At 63.7% G+C, this 18,216-nt stretch carries 18 protein-coding genes; 11 read left to right on the top strand and 7 right to left on the bottom strand.

Going from position 1 to position 18,216, the window contains the following annotated elements; translation table 11 throughout:
* Nucleotides 1-88 precede the first annotated feature (88 nt).
* The 3 genes from I2H38_RS07215 (at nucleotide 89) to I2H38_RS07225 (ending at nucleotide 3,089) form a co-directional block, all read left to right on the top strand.
* Entirely contained in the window at nucleotides 89-1,030 is a 942-nt protein-coding gene (locus I2H38_RS07215; protein WP_196271133.1) for a ring-cleaving dioxygenase, read from the top strand.
* Nucleotides 1,031-1,173: 143 nt separating this feature from the next.
* A complete protein-coding gene (locus I2H38_RS07220; RefSeq protein WP_196271134.1) occupies nucleotides 1,174-2,727 on the top strand; it encodes a serine hydrolase in 1,554 nt (517 codons plus the stop codon).
* The gene (locus I2H38_RS07225; protein ID WP_196271135.1) at nucleotides 2,724-3,089 is read left to right on the top strand and encodes a hypothetical protein; all 366 of its coding nucleotides are present in this window, start codon (nucleotides 2,724-2,726) and stop codon (nucleotides 3,087-3,089) included. The genes I2H38_RS07220 and I2H38_RS07225 overlap by 4 nt, the downstream gene beginning before the upstream one ends.
* Nucleotides 3,090-3,099: 10 nt before the next feature.
* On the opposite strand, the gene I2H38_RS07230 is transcribed toward I2H38_RS07225, so the two are convergent.
* The 5 genes from I2H38_RS07230 to folE all read right to left on the bottom strand — a co-directional run bounded on the left by I2H38_RS07230 (nucleotide 3,100) and on the right by folE (nucleotide 8,411).
* Nucleotides 3,100-4,011: a DMT family transporter gene (locus tag I2H38_RS07230; protein WP_196271136.1), complete on the bottom strand. Its 912-nt coding sequence runs from the start codon at nucleotides 4,009-4,011 to the stop codon at nucleotides 3,100-3,102.
* A gap of 140 nt (nucleotides 4,012-4,151) precedes the next feature.
* Complete coding sequence (locus I2H38_RS07235) at nucleotides 4,152-5,048, bottom strand: Gfo/Idh/MocA family protein (protein ID WP_196271137.1); 897 nt, start codon at nucleotides 5,046-5,048, stop codon at nucleotides 4,152-4,154.
* A 72-nt stretch (nucleotides 5,049-5,120) separates the two neighbouring features.
* On the bottom strand, nucleotides 5,121-7,046 hold the full coding sequence (locus tag I2H38_RS07240) for a heavy metal translocating P-type ATPase (RefSeq protein WP_196271138.1): 1,926 nt from the start codon (nucleotides 7,044-7,046) through the stop codon (nucleotides 5,121-5,123).
* A gap of 137 nt (nucleotides 7,047-7,183) precedes the next feature.
* Nucleotides 7,184-7,687, bottom strand: a complete 504-nt coding sequence (locus tag I2H38_RS07245) for a 6-pyruvoyl trahydropterin synthase family protein (RefSeq protein WP_229426578.1) — start codon at nucleotides 7,685-7,687, stop codon at nucleotides 7,184-7,186.
* A 49-nt stretch (nucleotides 7,688-7,736) separates the two neighbouring features.
* Nucleotides 7,737-8,411 carry a GTP cyclohydrolase I gene (gene folE, locus I2H38_RS07250; RefSeq protein ID WP_196271139.1) on the bottom strand — a complete coding sequence of 225 codons (675 nt, stop codon included), beginning with the start codon at nucleotides 8,409-8,411 and terminating at the stop codon, nucleotides 7,737-7,739.
* 253 nt (nucleotides 8,412-8,664) lie between these two features.
* Between folE and I2H38_RS07255 the strand changes: the two genes are divergently transcribed.
* The 4 genes from I2H38_RS07255 (at nucleotide 8,665) to I2H38_RS07270 (ending at nucleotide 14,268) form a co-directional block, all read left to right on the top strand.
* The gene (locus tag I2H38_RS07255; RefSeq protein WP_196271352.1) at nucleotides 8,665-9,141 is read left to right on the top strand and encodes a molybdopterin-dependent oxidoreductase; all 477 of its coding nucleotides are present in this window, start codon (nucleotides 8,665-8,667) and stop codon (nucleotides 9,139-9,141) included.
* 30 nt (nucleotides 9,142-9,171) lie between these two features.
* Nucleotides 9,172-11,595: a putative bifunctional diguanylate cyclase/phosphodiesterase gene (locus tag I2H38_RS07260; protein WP_196271140.1), complete on the top strand. Its 2,424-nt coding sequence runs from the start codon at nucleotides 9,172-9,174 to the stop codon at nucleotides 11,593-11,595.
* A gap of 131 nt (nucleotides 11,596-11,726) precedes the next feature.
* Nucleotides 11,727-12,548, top strand: coding sequence for a MipA/OmpV family protein (locus I2H38_RS07265; protein WP_196271141.1), 822 nt, complete (start codon nucleotides 11,727-11,729; stop codon nucleotides 12,546-12,548).
* A 286-nt stretch (nucleotides 12,549-12,834) separates the two neighbouring features.
* Nucleotides 12,835-14,268 (top strand): aldehyde dehydrogenase family protein, encoded by a 1,434-nt coding sequence (locus I2H38_RS07270; protein WP_196271142.1) that lies wholly within the window; start codon nucleotides 12,835-12,837, stop codon nucleotides 14,266-14,268.
* A 32-nt stretch (nucleotides 14,269-14,300) separates the two neighbouring features.
* Here the strand turns inward: I2H38_RS07270 and I2H38_RS07275 are convergent, their stop codons facing one another.
* The gene (locus tag I2H38_RS07275) at nucleotides 14,301-14,903 is read right to left on the bottom strand and encodes a DJ-1/PfpI family protein (RefSeq protein WP_196271143.1); all 603 of its coding nucleotides are present in this window, start codon (nucleotides 14,901-14,903) and stop codon (nucleotides 14,301-14,303) included.
* 150 nt (nucleotides 14,904-15,053) lie between these two features.
* Between I2H38_RS07275 and I2H38_RS07280 the strand changes: the two genes are divergently transcribed.
* Nucleotides 15,054-15,686 (top strand): DsbA family protein, encoded by a 633-nt coding sequence (locus I2H38_RS07280; protein WP_196271144.1) that lies wholly within the window; start codon nucleotides 15,054-15,056, stop codon nucleotides 15,684-15,686.
* Nucleotides 15,687-15,703: 17 nt separating this feature from the next.
* Here the strand turns inward: I2H38_RS07280 and I2H38_RS07285 are convergent, their stop codons facing one another.
* Nucleotides 15,704-16,150, bottom strand: coding sequence for a MarR family winged helix-turn-helix transcriptional regulator (locus tag I2H38_RS07285; protein ID WP_196271145.1), 447 nt, complete (start codon nucleotides 16,148-16,150; stop codon nucleotides 15,704-15,706).
* Between the two features lie 79 nt (nucleotides 16,151-16,229).
* On the opposite strand from I2H38_RS07285, the gene I2H38_RS07290 reads away from it, so the two are divergent.
* The 3 genes from I2H38_RS07290 to I2H38_RS07300 all read left to right on the top strand — a co-directional run bounded on the left by I2H38_RS07290 (nucleotide 16,230) and on the right by I2H38_RS07300 (nucleotide 18,183).
* Nucleotides 16,230-16,970 carry a DUF899 domain-containing protein gene (locus tag I2H38_RS07290; RefSeq protein ID WP_196271146.1) on the top strand — a complete coding sequence of 247 codons (741 nt, stop codon included), beginning with the start codon at nucleotides 16,230-16,232 and terminating at the stop codon, nucleotides 16,968-16,970.
* Between the two features lie 46 nt (nucleotides 16,971-17,016).
* Nucleotides 17,017-17,475: a DUF1579 domain-containing protein gene (locus tag I2H38_RS07295; RefSeq protein WP_196271147.1), complete on the top strand. Its 459-nt coding sequence runs from the start codon at nucleotides 17,017-17,019 to the stop codon at nucleotides 17,473-17,475.
* Nucleotides 17,476-17,559: 84 nt separating this feature from the next.
* A complete protein-coding gene (locus I2H38_RS07300; protein ID WP_196271148.1) occupies nucleotides 17,560-18,183 on the top strand; it encodes a ParB-like protein in 624 nt (207 codons plus the stop codon).
* Nucleotides 18,184-18,216: the final 33 nt, after the last annotated feature.

Raw genomic sequence — 18,216 nt, forward strand, 5'->3', positions numbered from 1 at the left:
TTTTCGCAATGTTGTTTTGGCGATAACGGGTCTCGCGCCTGCGTTCCTGCAATCATATCTTCATCGCAACGCAGCGATGGAGAGCACCATGCAGCTTACCGGAATTCATCATCTCACCGCCGTGACCGCCGACGCGGCCGGCAATCATGCCTTTTACACGCAGGCCCTCGGCATGCGGCTCGTCAAGAAGACCGTGAACCAGGACGATGTGAGCGCCTATCACCTGTTCTACGGCGACGGCCTCGCCTCGCCGGGCACCGACATCACCTTCTTCGACTGGCCGGTGGGGCGTGAGCGGCGCGGTACGCACAGCATCGCCGGAACCGCTCTGCGGGTGAACGGCGAAAAAACCCTGCAATGGTGGAAGGAGCGCTTCGAGACGCTCAACATCGCGCACCAGAAGATCGTCGAGCGCGACGGACGGCTCTGGCTCGATTTCGAGGACCCGGAGGGCCAGCGCCTGGCGCTCGTCGATGACGGCGGTGAGGGCGACGAGGCCCATCCGTGGCTGAAAAGCCCGGTCCCGCCGGAACATCAGATCCGCGGTCTCGGTCCCATTACGTTGAGCGTGCCGAAGCTCGAGCGCACCGCGCTGGTTCTGACGGCGGGCATGGATATGCGCGCGGCCCGGGAATACCGCTCGGGCGAGACGCCGGTTCATGTGTTCGAGATGGGCGCGGGCGGTCCGGCGGCGGAGCTTCATGTGGCGGTCGAGCCCAATCTGCCCCCGGCGCAACCGGGCGCGGGCGGGGTGCATCACGTCGCCTTCCGCACGCCCAACGAGCAGACCTATCTCGCATGCGCGGAGCGGCTGAAGACGATCCGGGCTCCCTCCAGCGGGCCGATCGACCGCTACTATTTCCAGAGCCTGTATTTCCGCGAGCCGAACGGCATCCTGTTCGAGATCGCTACCGATGGTCCGGGTTTCGCCACCGACGAGCCCATGGACAAGCTCGGCGAGCGTCTCGCGCTACCGCCTTTCCTGGAGCCGCGCCGGGCGCAGATCGAGGCCGGGCTGAAGCCGTTGTAGGGCCTTCCGATTCGAAGCCCCTCCCGTCGGGTGTCCGGGGGAGGGGCTCCGCCTTAGGAATTTTTGGGTGGTTTCGCATTGAAGGGAGCGTCGAGTTCTGACACCATTGCCTCTACGTAACGCGTAGTGGAGGGGCTGCTCAGATGTCGCCGTTCGGATCCTCATGCAGCGCCGCGCTCGCGCTCGCCCTGTCGCTGGCGGGTGCGCCTCCGGTCCTGGCGCAGGGCCCTGGCGACGCTTCCGCGATTCGGGAGCGGATCACCAGGCTGATTCCGGAATTCGAGACCTACCTGCAATCCGGCATGAAGGATTTCAAGGTGCCGGGGGTGGCGGTCGGCATCGTGCATGACGACAAGCTGATCTATGCGAAGGGTTTCGGGGTCAGGGAACGGGGCAAGCCCGATCAGGTGAGTCCCAACACCATCTTCCAGATCGGCTCGACCACGAAAGCGTTCTTGAGCACGACGCTCGCGCAAGCGGTCGATTCCGGCAAGCTCAGCTGGAGCGCCCGCGTCTCGGATCTGATGCCCGAATTCCAGCTCAGCGATCCGTGGATCGGGCGCGAGTTCCGCGTGCTCGATCTCGCCGCTCAGCGCGGGGGCTTCACGCCTTATGTGAACGACGCCCTGAGCCTGCTCGGCTATGATCGGGCCACGCTGATCCATTCCTTGCGGGATGCGCCGATCACGGCGACGTTCCGGTCCGATTTCACCTACGTCAACATTCCCCACATCGTCGCGGGCGAGATCCTCGCCAGGAAGGCGGGCGTGTCATCCTGGTCGGAGGTGGTCAAGGCGAACATCCTCGATCCGCTGGGCATGAGCTCGACCACGGCGACGCCGGAAGCCATCGAAAAGGCGCCCGATCACGCGACCGGACATCGGACGACGAAGGCCGATCCCGTCGCGATTCCGTTCCACGCCTCGTTTCCCTATGCCTTCGGCCCGGCGGGCGCTCTCAACTCCAACATTCCCGACATGGCGCAATGGCTGCGCATGCAACTCGGGCGCGGCCAGTTCGAGGATCGCTTCATCGTCTCGGAGAAGAATCTCGACGTTACCTGGACGCCGCGCGTCGCGATCAGCGAACGCACGGCCTACGCGGTCGGCTGGGTCGTGAACGCGACGCCGAACGGGCGCATCATCTGGCACAATGGCGGCACGTCGGGTTTTGGGGCGCATGCTGGTTTCGTGCCCGACCGGGATCTCGGCATCGTCATTCTCTCGAACCTGGAAAACACCGGCCTTCCCGACGCAGCCGCGCAATGGTTCTACGATCGCGTCATGGGCAACGACGCCGTCGACAATGTGGCGCTTGCCCTGGAGGCGATGCGCGCCAAGCAGGAGGAAGAGCGGCAGAAGGAGGCGCGGGCCAAGCGCGTCTTCCCGCCACAGGATCTGTCGTCCTTCGCGGGCAATTACGCCTCGTCGATCATCGGTGACGCCACGGTGCAGCTCGCGGCAACAAAGCTCCAGATCAAGCTTGAAGAGACCGACGCCACGCTCACCCTGGAGCAGCTCGATACGGATACCTTCAACGCGCGTCTCGATCCGACGGGCCCCTTCGCGCCGGTGGTCGCGCTGGGAGGCGACGACCCGGTGACGCAAGTGCGTTTCGAGCGCGATGACAGTGGCGCGATCAAGCGAATGCGCTGGCTCGCGCCGAGCCTGCCACACGTGCTGGAGCGGCAACCGTGATCGCCATGAAAGAAAAGCCCATGACGTTGACGCAGCGCATCATCCTGGCTGCCGCGATCCTCACGGCTTTCGGCCTCGCCGAGACCGGAAACGGCGCGGTCGCCATGCCTCGCGCCGCTCCGGTCGAGATTCACCCGCCCCATCTGATTCCGGCGCAGTTGCCCCTCTTCGAGCTCTTCAGCGGCGATGACGAACCGTCTGTCCACGACCGGCATTACGATTGGAATCAGTACCGCAATTCCACAAGCCGCAAAGAACGCATCCGCGATTATTACCGGATGCAGAAAGAGGCCGAAAAGGATTACTGGCGGGCGCAGAAGAACATGCAGAAGAACATGATCAAGCGCCAGCGCGGCTGGTGATCCGGTTCCGTCAGCGCTTGCGCGGTGCGTTCCGGCGCCAATTGACGATGGCGACGCCCGCGAGCGCCATCGCGCCGCCGATGCCGCCGAGCAGAGTCGGCACCTCGCCGAGCCACAGGAAGCCGAGAAGCGTCGCGACCGGCGGCACGCAATACATGAAATTCGAGGCGCGGCTCGCCGGCAGGCGCGAGAGCGCGATGGCCCAGGTGCCATAGGCGATCAGGCTCGGCACGATGCCGAGATAAACCACCGCGACGATCGCCTCATCGGACGCAACCGAGAACTCGCGTGCTCCCTGAGGCAACCACGGTGCGAGAACGAGAGCCCCGAGCACCATGTTCCAGGCCGAGACGGCCAGCGGCCGGTGCCGGGTGAAAAGCGGCTTTTGCACCACGGTGCTGACCGAGGCGCAGACAGCCGAGCCGAGGATCAGCAACGCGCCCGTGTCGAGCCGCAGGCCGTTTCCCTCACCAAGCGCGATAAGGCCGATGCCGAAGAACGACAGAGCCGTGCCGGTCCAGGCGCGCGCGCTGAAGCGCTCGCCGAGCACGAACATGGCAAGCCCCGCCGTGATGATGGGATTGACGTTGATGATGAAGCTCGCGGCCCCCGCCGAGACGGTCTTCTCGCCCATATTGAGCAAACCGGTGTAAAGCGCGACGAAGAGGACGCCACCCACGGCGAGCCGCCAGGAATCCGCAAGCGTCGGCCAGCCCGGGCGCGTGATCAGGAGAAACAGCGCTGCCGGAACGGCCGCGATGGCAAACCGCACCGCGCCGAGCTCGATGGGTCCGAACGCCTGAAGACCGGCGCGAATGGCCGGAAAAGCCGAGGCCCAGGCAAGAATCGTCACGACGACGGACAAAGCGGTGACGAGGTCGAAGGACCCGCGCCCGAAGGGCTTGGAGGTAGCAATGCTCATGGCGCGGGACCCGTGGGGTGATTTGATCGGGCGCGAGAATTGGGGACGCCCGATGGGATGACAAGAGGACTTTTCAAAGCGAAGCGCGATCCTGGTGAAGCGCGATCCTGGCGAGGCGCGATCTGCCTCGCGGCTCGGCTCTATCGGGAGAGAATGCCTTCAACGATGTCGACGACCGCCGCCGCCTCCGGCATCGTCGCGAGGCGACAGGGCTCTCCGGCGAGGAGCTTGGCGAGTTCCGCGATCTGGCCGCCATCCGCCCGCGCCGGTTCGATGTCGCCGCTCGCATGGCGCAGGCGGTACCAGTCGCTCATGACGGCGGAGCCCTTGGAGCCTTTGACTTCGAAGTGGTTGAGGTCGTCGATCTCGCCCTCGACCGCGCCGTCGATGGTGAGACGACAATGGGCGAATTGCAACGTCGCGCGGATGCGGGTCTCCGTGCCCGATGCGCCGCGCTCGACCTGTCGCTCGATCAAGGTGGCGGGGCCGAAGAGACGCAGCGCCAGAAACACGAAATGGGACACGACCTCGCGGGTGAAGCCGCCCTGTTCGGGACCTGCGAGCCATCCCGCCGCGCCGTGTTGCCAACCGCGCGGCCAGGTCTTGAACCGGACTTTCAGATGCGCCGAGAGCCCCTCTCCCAAGGCCCCCGTTTCCACGAGTTCCTTCAGCCGCACAGCGGCCGGAGCGGTCGCGAAGGGGAAGTTCACGGCGGCGGGAACATGGAGCGCGACCTCCACGCAAGCCGTCGCGGAAGACCGCGAGGCGGCGAGCGGCTTCTCGCAGAAGATCGCCTTGCCCGCGCGGGCCACGGCCCGCACGAGGTCTTCATGGGTCGCGGGGGGAGTGGCGATATAGATGCAGGCAATCGCCGGATTGTCGATGAGGTCCTGAACGCTTGTCGCACGCGGCACATCGACGTCGACGGGGCTCGGATCGTATCCGGCGATCACGTCGAATTGGGGATTGGCCTTGAACCCTTCGATCAACCGGCGGCCGATGACGCCGAGACCCAGAACGCCGACGCCATGTGCCATCGCGATGTCCCTCACCCTTATCGTGAGGGCGTATAGGCATTTCTCGCGCGCGGAGCGAGCGGAGATGAGGATTTAATTGGGGGCGGCCGCGGCCTCCGTGCCGCCGCGCAAGGCTCTCAGGGCGTTAAGGATCACCGCCACGTCGATGACCTCCTGGATCAGCGCACCTTCGACCGGGGTGAGGTAGCCGAACGCCGCCGCGATCATGCCGAGGAAGGAGAGGCCGATCCCCACATAGACGCTTTGCAGGGCGATTTTGCGCGATCGGTGAGCAATCTGGATGCCCAGCAAAATCCTGTCGAGCCGGTCGACGAGCAGCACCACGTCGGCGGCTTCCGCCGAGGCCGCCGCCCCCTTGGCGCCCATGGCGACGCCGAGATCGGCCGCCGCGAGCGCGGGCGCGTCGTTGACGCCGTCACCAACCATCATCACAGGTCCGTTCGGCTTCTCAGCCTTCACGACCGCGATCTTGCTCTCGGGCGTCAGCTCGGAATGGATCGCGTCGAACGGGAGACCCGCGGTCACCGCATGGGCCACATCCGGCCGGTCTCCCGTCGCTAGCACGATGCGGTTCAGACCCTGTGCGCGCAGGTCGTGAAGCAGATGCGCGGTGCCGGAGCGCAATTCGTCGGCAAGAACGATGATTCCCGCGAGCTGACCGTCCACGGCGACGGCGACCGTCACCGCGCCCACCGGGTGTGTGCCGCCGGCCAGGGTGTGTTTCGCGCCCGGCGTCCGCGTGGCGACGAAGGTGCGCCCGCCGACCGCGACGCTCATTCCATCCACGCGCCCGGTAAGGCCCTCGCCCGGGGTTTCGACCACCTCGGTCGGCAGCGCCAGCGTCAGGCCGCGCTTCTGCGCCTCGATCACCAAGGCGCGGGCGATGATGTGCTTCGACGCCTGATCGAGCGACGCGGCGATCCGCAACAGGTCGTCCGTGCTCAAGCTCCCCATGGGTTGAATGTGGGTCACGCGCGCCTCGCCGTGGGTGAGCGTGCCGGTCTTGTCGATGACGAGCGCCCGCACCCGCGCCAGGGTCTCCAGCGCCTTGCCCCCCTTGACCAGGATGCCTGCCTTCGCGGCGCGGGAAATGCCCGACACGATGGCGACCGGAACCGCGAGGATCAGCGGGCAAGGCGTCGCGATGACCAGCACCGCGAGCCCCCGGATCGGATCGCCGGTGAAGAGCCATGCTCCGCCGGAAAGCACGACCGTGACGGCGAGAAACACCATGGCGAAGCGGTCGGCGAGGCGGGACATCGGGGCTTTCGAGCGCTGCGCGGCCTCGACCAGCCGGACGATGCCCGCATAGGTACTCTCCGCGGCCCGGTGCGTGGCCGCGAGATCGAAGGCGTCGCCGACATTGGTCGATCCGCTCATCACCGCATCGCCGGTTCCGAGCTGTACGGGAATCGACTCTCCCGTCAGCGCCGATTGGTCGAGAACCGCGATGCCGCTTTCCGCCATGCCATCGACCGGCACGATGTCGCCGCGCCGAATCAGCAGCCTGTCGCCCGGCGCGACCGCATCGAGGCCGATCTCTTCCAGCTTGCCGTCCTGATAGCGCATGGCCTTGCGCGGCACGCGAGAGAGAAGCGCGGTCATTTCCCGGTTGGCGCGGCGCTCGGCATAGTTCTCCAGATATTGCCCGCCCGCGTACATCAACGCGACTACGACGGCGGCGAGGTATTCGCCGAAAACCAGCGCGCCGGTCATCGACAGGGCGGCGACGATGTCGAGGCCCACCTCGCCCCGCCGCAGGCTGGCGACGATTTCGATCGTCAGCATGGCGAGGACCGGAACCGTGGCCGCGGCCCAGATCGGCCCGGCCCAAGGCTTGAACCCTGACAGGAGCGCCCAGACCCCGAGCACGAGGCCGATGGCCGGCACGGCGACCAGAATCGGGCGGCTCGCCCGTTGCACCTTGCGCAGGACGCTCAGTCCGGGCACCCCGGGCACGGATGAGGTGGGCGAGGCTTGTCTCTCAAGAGCCGGCATCAACAATTCCCCGGGCCGTCGAGCACGGCTGTCGCGCTCACGTCCCTCGGGGAAAATTTAGGGCGGTCGCCCGGGGGATGCATGGGGCGCATCGCCCCAAAACCGGCTCCCGCATTTTGAATGATGACCTTACGGTCTCACCGCCCATAGATGGCGGAATTGCCGCCATGCTCCTTGACCTCGACGCTCTCGAGCCAGACCCGCGTGCCGGTCTGCTCCCGGACGAACGCGGCGACATAATCGAACACGAACTTGGCCGTGGCCTCGCAGCCGACGGCGGGAAGCACGCGCAGATCGACCAGGCCGGCCTGCTGAAGCTGCTCGAAGCGCGGCAATTCGGGGTCGTCCTCGGCCACCAGCATCGTGTGGTCGAACATCGTCTTGAGCCATTCCTTGACCGGCTTCAGGCCGCCGAAGTCGAAACACCAGTTCCGTTCATCAAGTTCGTGGGTGGCGAAGACGAACCTGAAGGCAAGCGCATAGCCATGCATCAAGCGGCAATGGGAATGCGTGGCGCGCCATTGCCGGAAGCAGCACGAGAGACCTTCGACGTGATCGTAGGTTTTGGTGGAGCGATAGATTTCGCGCGCCTCGGGCGAGCGCGCGGGGCCGAGGGAGGGCATTGCGACCGACAGATTCATGACAACTCTCTCACGTGGAGATTGTGACGGCGGATGCGGGCGGGATCGCCTATTCGGATCCAGCGCGGTCGAGCGCGATGCATTCATTCAGAAACTCGCTCTTCAACTCGCCGGACGCTCCCAGATCACCCCAGAAACAGGTATTGACCATGCGGCTGCGGCGGCTCGAGCGAACGCCTCGCTGCGTCTTGCACATGTGGACGGCACTGATGCGCACCGCCAATCCACGCGGCTTCGTCATATCGACAATGTAGTCGCCGATCTGCTTGACGAGTTCCTCCTGGATCTGGAGCCGGGAGGCGAAGTGTTCGACGATGCGGTCGTATTTCGACAATCCGATGATCTTGCCATCCGCCGCGGGCAGGATGCCGATATAGGCATAGCCGTAGATCGGCATGAGATGGTGCGCGCACATGGAACGCAGTTCGATCGGACCGGTCACGATCAACTGGTCGTATGCGTGCACGTTCTCGAATTCGGTGATGCGCGGCGGAGCCGTGTAGCGACCCTGGAGGATTTCCTCGACGTACATTTTCGCGACGCGACGGGGCGTGTCGCGGGTGTTGTGATCGTTCTGATGATCGATCCGGAGAATGTCGAAGAGCTCTTCGAGCTTCTTGGAGGCATCCGCGATCATGGCGGAGCGCTCCGCATCGCCGATCGGCTCGTCCAAGGCCTCGTTGCAGAGCCGAGACAGATTCATTTCGCGAGGGTGGAAATTCATAGCAATCCTATACGCTGCCGACCTTCGAATAGGGCCACATTCCCTAACGTCCTGTTAAATATAACGTGCTAGATTCACATAAAGTGCATGAATATAACCTACTCATAAACTGCTTACACTCGAATTTGGAGAACAAATTTGAGGCTCGCAAAAAGAATGATAGGATTTATGCGCTTTGTCCTTACGGAATAAACCGGAGATTGGCATGTTCGCTTCGAAGATCGCTCAGAGGTTGACGCTTGGGCTGCTTGTAATGATGGGATCTCTCAACGTCACGCCTGTGACGGCGGGGTCCCTTGCCACTCCCACGGAAAAGCCGATCCTCACGGTCGCAGGTCGGATCGACACGACGAACAAGGACGACACCGCCCAGTTCGACCGCCCGATGCTGGAAGCGCTGGGCATGGTCACCGTGGAAACGACCACGCCATGGTATAACGGCCCGGTGAAATTCGAAGGCATTCTGCTCGACAAGTTGCTCAAGCATGTCGGAGCTGTGGGGGAGCGCGCGCTCATCGTGGCGCTCAATGATTACACCAGCGAGATTCCGGTCGAGGATTTCGCGAAGTACAATGTGATCCTGGCCCTCAAGCGGAATGGCGAATACATGCCCGTTCGCGACAAAGGTCCCCTCTTCGTCATCTACCCCTTCGACAGCAATCCTGACCTGAAGAGCCAGACCTTCTACGGCCGTTCGGTCTGGCAGGTCGCCAAGATCGTTATCAAGTAACTCGCGGCTGAAGCGCTGGAGGGCGAGCCATTGTCGCTGCGCATACTGAAACTGGTGCTCTCCGTCGTCATTGGCTGCTTTCTTCTGTCCGCAGCCTATATCTCGAATACCATCGTCGAGCGTCAGGAGGCATTGAAGCAGGTCGCCCGCTACAACACCTCCTGGCTCGCCAGTCAGGCGGTTTCCGAATTCACACGGCTCGAACAGCGCCTCACCGCGTTCGATGTTCCGGGGAGCGGGGTGACGCGGGACGATGTGGAACTACGCTTCGACGTTCTCCTGAACAGAGCGAAGCTCCTCGATGACGGGGAGTTCCAGGATTTCGTGAGGCGCGACCCGGAACGGCAATCCGCGGTCCAGCGGCTGAATGAAGTTCTCGCCGCCGCCGAACCGCTTATCGCGAAGATCGAGACTCCGGGCGCGGCCAGGGAAGCCCTGGCGCTTCTGGCGCCGCTTGAACCCAGGATCCTGGGTCTCGCCTCCTCGGCCAATCACTATGGCGCGGTCCGGGTGACCGAGGATCAGCACGAACTCATCAGGTTGCACAGGTTGTTCTCCGGCCTTGCGGGAGGCCTGATCGTCTGCGGATTTCTCCTGATAGGCCTTCTCGGTTGGCACAACCGCTTGCTGGCGCGGGCGCACCGGGAACTGCACGATCTCACGGAAGACCTGCGGCGCACCTCGGCACAGCTCGGAAAAGCCAACAAGGCGCTCGGCGAGGCCTATGGAGAGGTGCAGGTTCGAAACGAAGCGCTCCAGATCCAGGGGCTTGAGCTGCGGACGCAGAACGAGCGGTTCAATGCGGCGCTCAACAACATGTCGCACGGCCTCTGCATGGTCGATCCTTCCGACCGGATCATCGTGTTCAATGCCCGCTTCGCGCAACTCTTCGGTCTCGACAAGACGGTGCAGCCGGGAACCACGATGAGCAGCCTCGTGACCCTCGGCGAGCTGCAGGGGTGGGAGGGCGCGTCGGCCCTCAGGCAGATCTGCGCCGAGCAACTCGATCTGATCCGCAGCCGACGGCCTGCCTCGTTCATCCAAGGCCAGCCGGACGGACGCACATTGGCGGTGTCGCATCAGCCCATGATGGCCGGCGGTTGGCTGGCCACCTATGAGGACATCACCGAGCGACGGCGCGCCGAAACGCAGATCGCCTACATGGCCCACCACGATGCCCTGACGGGCCTTGCCAACCGTGTGCTGTTTCGCGAGCGCATGGAACACGCGCTTGCTTCCGCGCGCAGCCACGAGATCGCCGTCGCGGTGCTCTGCCTCGATCTCGACCGCTTCAAGGACGTGAACGATTCGCTCGGCCACCAAACCGGAGACCTGCTCTTGAAGACGGTTGCCGCCCGGCTCTTGAGCTGTGTGCGGGAAGGCGATGTCGTGGCCCGCCTCGGCGGTGACGAATTCGCAGTGCTGCAGATCACGCCCTCAGACCCCCAGGCCTGCGCCGCGCTCGCCGCGCGCATCGTCGAGCTGCTGGGCGCACCCTACGACCTCGACGGCCAGGAAGTGGTGATCGGGACGAGCGTCGGAATCGCGCTCACCAGGGATGGCGATGTATCCCCCGATCAATTGCTGAAACATGCCGACCTCGCGCTCTATAGCGCCAAGTCCGACAGACGGGGCACGTTCCGGTTCTTCGAGCCCGCGATGGACGTGCAATTGCAGGCCCGCCGCGTGCTGGAAGTGGATCTGCGCAAGGCGCTCGCACAAGGCGAGTTCGAGCTTTTCTACCAGCCTCAGGTCAATATCGCGCAGAACGAGATTACCGGTTTCGAAGCGCTTTTGCGTTGGCGGCACCCGGAGCGAGGCCTGATCTCCCCGGGGGAGTTCATCCCGATCGCGGAGGATATCGGCCTGATCTCGCCGCTCGGCGAATGGGTCATCGCCCAAGCCTGCGCGGATGCCGCGATCTGGCCGCGCGACATCAAGGTCGCGGTCAATCTCTCCCCGGTCCAGTTCCGCAACAAGGGCCTCGTATCGAGTGTCGTCACCGCGCTCGCGAATTCGGGGCTTGGCCCCGACCGGCTGGAACTGGAGATCACCGAGTCGGTGCTGCTCCAGGACAACGAATCGACGCTCGCCATCCTGCACCAGCTGCGTGGCCTCGGCGTGCGCATCGCACTCGATGATTTCGGTACGGGATACTCGTCCTTGAGTTATCTGCGCAGTTTTCCGTTCGACAAGATCAAGATCGACCAATCCTTCGTGCGCGAGCTGTCCTCGCGGGCCGATTGTCTGGCGATCGTCCACTCGATTACGCGGTTGGGCGAGAGCCTCGGCATGTCCACCACCGCCGAGGGAGTCGAAACCGAGGATCAATTCATTCAGCTCCGCGCCGCCGGATGCACCGAGGTCCAGGGCTATTATTTCGCGCGACCGAAAAGCATCCGCGAATTGGTCTTTTCCCTCGGGCACTTCAGGCCGAGTACGGAAGTCGCTTGATGCCCAACGTCTCTGTTTGGCGACGCCGCAAAACCCGGCCGCGGACAAGCATTTTTTCTCCTGTGGTTGCTTGACCTGATGCGCGTTTTGCGGTCTGAACGGGCCCGTTGAACCTGCCCTTGGGAAATGTCATGCGTCTTTGGAAGAATCCAGCTCTCGTCACTCTCCTTGCGCTCGGTTCGGCCGTGACTCCCGCCTTCGCGGCCGACCCGCTTTCGGCTCCCGCACCGATCCCCGCCTCGGGCTGGATCGCGACCGTGAAGGGCAATCTCGGTGTCGGGTCGTCCTATCCCGGCTCCGACGATTTCAGCGCCATCGGGTACCCGTCCATCAGCTTCCGTCGCGCGGGCGCGCCCCAGCGCTTCAGCGCGCCCGATGACGGCCTGAGCTTCTCGGTTCTCGAGGATTCGGCTTTCCGTTTCGGCGTGGTGGGGCGGTTCCAGGGTGGTCGTTACCTCAAGAACGACCGGCGCCTTTACGGCCTCGAGAAGATCAACTGGGCCGTGGAGCCCGGTCTCTTCCTCGAATACTGGCCGGTGGACTTCCTGCGCGCACGCGCCGAAATCCGGCATGGCGTCAACGGGCATGACGGCTTCGTTGCGGATCTTGGCATCGATTGGGTGCAGAGGCTCGGCGCCTTCATTCTCTCGCTCGGGCCGCGCCTCGCACTCGGCGACAGCGAATTTACCCAGACCTATTTCGGCGTGACGCCTTTCGAAGCGGCTGTGAACGGGTTGGTGACGCCCTACAACCCCTCCGGCGGCATCACCTCGGTCGGAGCGACGGCTGGTCTGAGCTATGATTGGTCGCAGCAATGGTCGACCACGGCGTTCGTGTCGTACAAGCGCCTCGTGAGCGATGCCGCCAACAGCCCGATCGTCAAGCGCTTCGGCTCCGAGAACCAGATCGGCGTCGGCCTGACCGTTTCGTACTCGTTCGACACGGGTCTCTGACGAAAACGCGATTGTGCAGGCCCTCGGGAAAGAGGGCCTCTCCAAACTCCATTCGCCAGCTCGAGATTTTTGGTCCAAGCGTTGTCGGTGAGAGCGCCTTTCTCACCCGCTCTTCCTGGTCTCTACGGTCCAGCGTTGACGCGGGCAGTGTCCGACCTTGACGCCTTGGCCGCCGATTGGGTCAACTGACTCAACCGATGAAAGATGCGTCGCGTCATGGCAGCAGGCGCTTTTCGGGCGGCCGTGATCGGAGCCGTGTTCAGGCGATTCAACAAGGATGAGCAGGATGTCCACTTACGACCGATTCTATGTCGATGGCGCTTGGGTCGAGGCGGATGAGCCGCGCCTCATCGACGTGATCAATCCCGCCACCGAGGAACCGTTCGCGCGCATCGCCCTTGGTAACGGACGCGATGTCGACCGGGCGGTCGATGCGGCGCGCCGCGCCTTCCCATCCTACGCGCGCGCCAGCCGGCAGGAGCGGGTGGGTCTGCTTGAATCCATCATCGCGATCTATCGCCGGCGCAGCGATGACATTGCGGACGCCATCTCTTCCGAGATGGGGGCGCCCCTCACGCTGGCGAAGACGGCGCAGGCGGCGGCCGGGCTCTCGCACCTGACGCGCATTCTCGAGGTTTTGAAAACCTACGAGTTCGACGAGGCGATCGACGGCACCCTCGTGACCCGCGAACCGATCGGCGTCTGCGGCCTCATTACCCCGTGGAACTGGCCCCTGAACCAGATCGCCTGCAAGGTCGGCCCGGCGCTCGCCGCCGGATGCACCGTGGTGCTGAAGCCGAGCGAGGTCGCGCCGGTTTCGGCGATCGTCTTCGCGGAGGTCCTGCACGAGGCGGGCGTGCCCGCGGGCGTGTTCAACCTGGTGAACGGCGATGGGCCCGTGGTGGGTCATGCCATCGCAAGCCATCCGGGCATCGACATGGTGTCGTTCACCGGTTCGACGCGGGCTGGCATACAGGTCGCGAAGGCGGCAGCGGACACGGTCAAGCGGGTCAGCCAGGAGCTTGGAGGCAAGTCGCCCTTCATCGTTCTCGATGATGCGGATCTCGAAGCGGCGGTCACCAATTGCGCCCGTATCTGCTTCAGGAACAGCGGCCAATCCTGCAACGCGCCGACGCGGCTGCTTGTCCCCGCGGCCTGGCAGAAGGACGCGTCGGACATCGCCCGTCGCCTCGCCGAGGCCCAGGTCGTCGGCGATCCGCGCGACGAGGGCACGAGCATGGGCCCCGTCGTCAGCGAGATCCAGTTCAATCGCATTCAGGACCTGATCGCCAAGGGCATCGCCGAAGGCGCGACGCTGGTGACCGGCGGCACGGGGCGGCCCACCGGACTGAACCGCGGCTACTATGTCCGCCCGACCGTTTTTGCCGATGTGAAGAACGACATGACCATCGCGCGGGAAGAGGTGTTCGGGCCGGTCCTGAGCATCCTGCCCTACGAGACGGAGGAAGAGGCCATCACGATTGCGAACGACACGGTCTACGGCCTGTCGAGCCATGTGATGTCCGCCGATCTTGGACGCGCACGGCGCGTCGCGCGGCAGATCCGGGCCGGCATGGTGCATCTCAACGGCGGGGCCGGCAACAACGCCGCGCCTTTCGGCGGCTACAAGCAATCCGGCAACGGTCGCGAATGGGGCCGGTACGGGTTCGAGGAATTTTTAGAGATCAAGTCGATGTTCGGCTACGGCGCGACCGCCTGACGGCAGTCGCGCTCGCGAGATTTGCAGATGCGTCACGCCGCCTTGGCGATGATTGCATGTTGGATCTGCGTTCCGAGCACCTTGAGGAATTGGGAGATCCAGGCGGGGTGTGCGGGCCAGGCCGGGCCGCTCACCAGATTGCCGTCGGTCACGGCTGCATCCATGGCGATGTCGGCATAAGTGCCGCCTGCAAGTTCGACCTCGGGGCGGCAGGCGGGATAGGCGGAGCAGGTGCGGCCTTCGAGCACGCGGGCAGCGGCGAGAATTTGCGCGCCGTGGCAGATCGCGGCGACCGGCTTTCCGGTTTCGAAGAAATGCTTCACCGTTGCGATGACCTTGTCGTTCAGGCGCAGATATTCAGGAGCACGGCCGCCGGGAATGACAAGAGCGTCGTAGTTCTCCGCCGTGATCTCGCTGAAGGAGGCGTTGAGCGTGAAGTTATGCCCGCGCTTTTCGGAATAGGTCTGCTGGCCCTCGAAATCGTGGATCGAGGTCGCGATGGCGTCGCCCGCCTTCTTCTCGGGACAGACCGCATGGACCGTGTGACCAACCGCGAGAAGGGCCTGGAACGGTACCATGATCTCGTAATCCTCGCCGAAATCGCCAACGATCATCAAAATCTTCTTGCCGCTCATGGCGCCCTCTCCCTTCACATGAAACCGAAGACGGAGAGATTGAGCGCTCCTGCGTCATGGCAAGAGGCGATGGGACCGTTCGCTCCTTGTCAGGTGGTGCGGGGTGGGTGATACGAAGGCAGACCGCGACGCGCGTTTGAGGAGCGAAGGATGGCGATTGTCCATTATTTCTACGATCCGCTCTGCGGTTGGTGCTACGCGGCCAAGCCTCTGGTCGATGTGCTGAGCACGATCCCGGGCCTGGAGATTCGGCTTCATGGCGGCGGGCTCTGGGCCGAGCCGACGCATCTGCCACCGCCCAAGCGCGACATGATCCGTGCGGCCGATGGTCGGATCGCCGAATTGAGCGGCCAGACCTTCGGCTCCGCCTATCTCGACGGTTTGCTGCCGGATGAAAAAACCGTGTTCCATTCGCGCCCGACCATCGCGGCGGTGCTGGCGGCGCAAAGCCTTGATCCCACGCGGGCGCTGACCATGCTGGGCGCGATTCAACATGCGCATTATGTCGATGGAAGGCGGGTCGTGGAGGATGCGGTGCTCACATCGCTCGCCGCTGAAATCGGATTTCGCGAGGACGCGTTCACCGAAGCCTTTCGTGCCATCCCTGTCGATGCGCATATCGACGAGACGCGGGGTCTCATGGCGCGCCTTGGGCTTGGCGGTTTTCCGAGCCTCATCCTCGAACACGAGGGCAATCTCTACGCGTTGCCGCATCAGCAATTCTACGGCAGGCCGCGCGAATTCTTGGACGCTCTCAAGAGGCTTCCCGCCTTCGCGGAATAGGGTGCGCGTGCGTGGGATCAGGACAGCGCGCGAAGGTTGCTCCGTAATCCGTTCGGATCGCTCCCGGTAAGAAGATCTTCGACCCTGGCGTGCGTGCTCTCCCAGATCGGAACGGCGCTCGCGAGCAAGCTTCGGCCCTCCGGCGTCAGCGTCATCAGGCGGCTGCGCCTATCCTTCGGGTCCGCCGTCACCGCGACAAGCCCGCGCCGCTCCAACGGCTTGAGCGCGGCGGTCAGGGTTGTGCGGTCCATGGCGAGCAGAGAGGCCACCGAGCCCATGCTCGCGGGGTTGGGGCGGTTCAATGACATCAGCAGCGAAAACTGTCCATTCGTGAGACCGACCGGCCGCAGCGCCTCATCGAAACGTCGTGCGAGCGCCCGCGCGGCGCGCTGCACATGAAGACAGAGGCAGGTATCGCGAACCAGAAGGGTGGTCTCGAACGGAAGAACGGCGGATTTTGACATGAGTTAATAATGTTGGTATCAACGTATTAAGTCAAGACCGGACCGCAACACCGTCGCTCGAAACCGGAGGATGACCACCATGCAGCACAACCGGATCGTATCGCAGGAGGAATGGGTCGCCGCGCGCAAGGCCCTTCTCGCCCGCGAGAAGGAGTTCACGCATTTTCGCGACAAGCTCAACGAGGAGCGCATGGCGCTCCCCTGGGTGAAGGTCGAGAAGGACTACGTCTTCGATACGCCGACCGGCCGCAAGACCCTGGCCGAATTGTTCGACGGCCGCAGTCAGCTCATGGTCTATCATTTCATGTTCGGGCCGGGGTGGGAGGCCGGCTGTCCCAGCTGCTCCCTCCTCGCCGATCACTTCGGCGGTGCGCTGATCCACCTGAACCACCACGACGTGACGTTGATGGCGGTGTCGCGCGCGACGCTGCATGAGATTGAAGCCTACAGAAAGCGCATGGGCTGGCGCTTCCCCTGGGCCTCCTCGTCCGGCAACGACTTCAACTACGATTATCACGTGTCCTTCACGAAGGATCAGCTCGCGAACGGCCCGGTGCTCTACAATTTCGCGTCCCTCGATGCGGCGAACGCGTTCGAGGAGCTTCCCGGCCTCAGCGCTTTCTACAGGGACGATGCGGGCAACGTGTTCCACACCTACTCGACCTACGCGCGGGGCCTTGAAGAAATGCTCGGCGCTTTCATGTTTCTCGATCGTGCGCCCAAGGGCCGCAACGAGACGACCATCATGGATTGGGTGCGCCGCCATGACGAGTATGAGGCTGCCGCCAACCTCCATGCCTGCTGCGGCGCCGACGGCTGACGCCCCGCCGAAATGTCGACGTGAAACAAGAAAGAGGGAGAACACCATGAAGGCTGAACCGCTGAAGGAACATCAATGGCTGCAGAAATTGGCCGGCGAATGGATCATGACCTCCGATGAAGCGCCCACCTCATGGTCGGAGAACGTCCGCTCGCTGGATGGCATCTGGGTCGTTGCGGAGGGGGAGGGCGAAATGCCCGGTGGCGGCGCGGCGACGACGATCATGACGCTCGGCTACGATCCGCACAAGAAGCGCTACATCGGCACCTGGGTCGGCTCGATGATGAGCCACATGTGGCTCTACGAGGGCGCGCTCGACGAAACGGGAAACGTGCTCACGTTGGAAACCGAAGGCCCCGATTTCTGGACCGAAGGGAGGCGCGCCAAATATCAGGACATCATCGCCTTCGAGGACGACGACCGCCGCGTGCTCACCTCGCGGATGCTCAACGACGATGGCACGTGGAAAGAGGTGATGTCGGCGCGGTATCGGCGCAATAAATAACGGACCTCGGATGGGGCCGCAGGCGGCCATGGTCGGATCGTCCGAGCGCTCTAAAATACCGGGCAATCCGCCTGGAGCGCGACCATGCAAGATGTTCGAGAGCCGGTCCTTAAGCCTGTCCCGCTTGAAGATCTGCGCCCCACGCAGATCACGGTCGGCATGCGGGAAGTCGAGGAGAAACGCCGCCGCTGGCGTGAGAAGGGGAAAAAGGGCGCGCAGTTTTTGGGCACGCACATGATTCCGGTGGTCCTCGGACCAAAGGGGCGGAGCTACATTCTCGACCATCACCACTTGGCGCTGGCGCTCCACCGCGAAGGTGTCGAGCATATCCTGACCTCGGTTGTGGCGGATCTGAGCGGCCTGGAGAAGGATGCGTTCTGGTACGTGCTCGCGCACAAGAACTGGATGCACGTCTATGACGCGAAAGGCCAATTGAAGACCCATCGGGACATTCCGAAATCGGTCGACGGGCTTGTCGATGATCCCTTCCGCTCGCTAGCGGGTGAACTCCGGCGCGTGGGCGGATACGCCAAGGACACGACGCTCTACAGCGAATTTTTGTGGGCCGACTTTCTTCGTCGGAACGTGAAGAGAAAGTTGTTGGAGGACAGTTTCGAGCAGGCCCTGGAACAGGCGCTCGACTTCGCCAAAAGCCGTCAGGCTGAATATCTGCCCGGCTGGTGCGGTCCCCAAAGCGATTCCGGGTAGAGCGCATTCCGTTGGATCGGAATGCGCTCCACT

This window comes from Microvirga alba, assembly GCF_015694465.1.
Lineage (GTDB): Bacteria > Pseudomonadota > Alphaproteobacteria > Rhizobiales > Beijerinckiaceae > Microvirga > Microvirga alba.

Excerpts from the sequence above, each read along its gene's own strand:
- I2H38_RS07215 (WP_196271133.1), top strand. The coding sequence starts at position 89 with ATGCAGCTTACCGGAATTCATCATCTCACCGCCGTGACCGCCGACGCG.
- I2H38_RS07220 (WP_196271134.1), top strand. The coding sequence starts at position 1,174 with ATGTCGCCGTTCGGATCCTCATGCAGCGCCGCGCTCGCGCTCGCCCTG.
- I2H38_RS07230 (WP_196271136.1), bottom strand. The coding sequence starts at position 4,011 with ATGAGCATTGCTACCTCCAAGCCCTTCGGGCGCGGGTCCTTCGACCTC.
- I2H38_RS07235 (WP_196271137.1), bottom strand. The coding sequence starts at position 5,048 with ATGGCACATGGCGTCGGCGTTCTGGGTCTCGGCGTCATCGGCCGCCGG.
- I2H38_RS07240 (WP_196271138.1), bottom strand. The coding sequence starts at position 7,046 with ATGCCGGCTCTTGAGAGACAAGCCTCGCCCACCTCATCCGTGCCCGGG.
- I2H38_RS07245 (WP_229426578.1), bottom strand. The coding sequence starts at position 7,687 with ATGAATCTGTCGGTCGCAATGCCCTCCCTCGGCCCCGCGCGCTCGCCC.
- folE (WP_196271139.1), bottom strand. The coding sequence starts at position 8,411 with ATGAATTTCCACCCTCGCGAAATGAATCTGTCTCGGCTCTGCAACGAG.
- I2H38_RS07255 (WP_196271352.1), top strand. The coding sequence starts at position 8,665 with ATGATGGGATCTCTCAACGTCACGCCTGTGACGGCGGGGTCCCTTGCC.
- I2H38_RS07265 (WP_196271141.1), top strand. The coding sequence starts at position 11,727 with ATGCGTCTTTGGAAGAATCCAGCTCTCGTCACTCTCCTTGCGCTCGGT.
- I2H38_RS07270 (WP_196271142.1), top strand. The coding sequence starts at position 12,835 with ATGTCCACTTACGACCGATTCTATGTCGATGGCGCTTGGGTCGAGGCG.
- I2H38_RS07275 (WP_196271143.1), bottom strand. The coding sequence starts at position 14,903 with ATGAGCGGCAAGAAGATTTTGATGATCGTTGGCGATTTCGGCGAGGAT.
- I2H38_RS07280 (WP_196271144.1), top strand. The coding sequence starts at position 15,054 with ATGGCGATTGTCCATTATTTCTACGATCCGCTCTGCGGTTGGTGCTAC.
- I2H38_RS07285 (WP_196271145.1), bottom strand. The coding sequence starts at position 16,150 with ATGTCAAAATCCGCCGTTCTTCCGTTCGAGACCACCCTTCTGGTTCGC.
- I2H38_RS07290 (WP_196271146.1), top strand. The coding sequence starts at position 16,230 with ATGCAGCACAACCGGATCGTATCGCAGGAGGAATGGGTCGCCGCGCGC.
- I2H38_RS07295 (WP_196271147.1), top strand. The coding sequence starts at position 17,017 with ATGAAGGCTGAACCGCTGAAGGAACATCAATGGCTGCAGAAATTGGCC.
- I2H38_RS07300 (WP_196271148.1), top strand. The coding sequence starts at position 17,560 with ATGCAAGATGTTCGAGAGCCGGTCCTTAAGCCTGTCCCGCTTGAAGAT.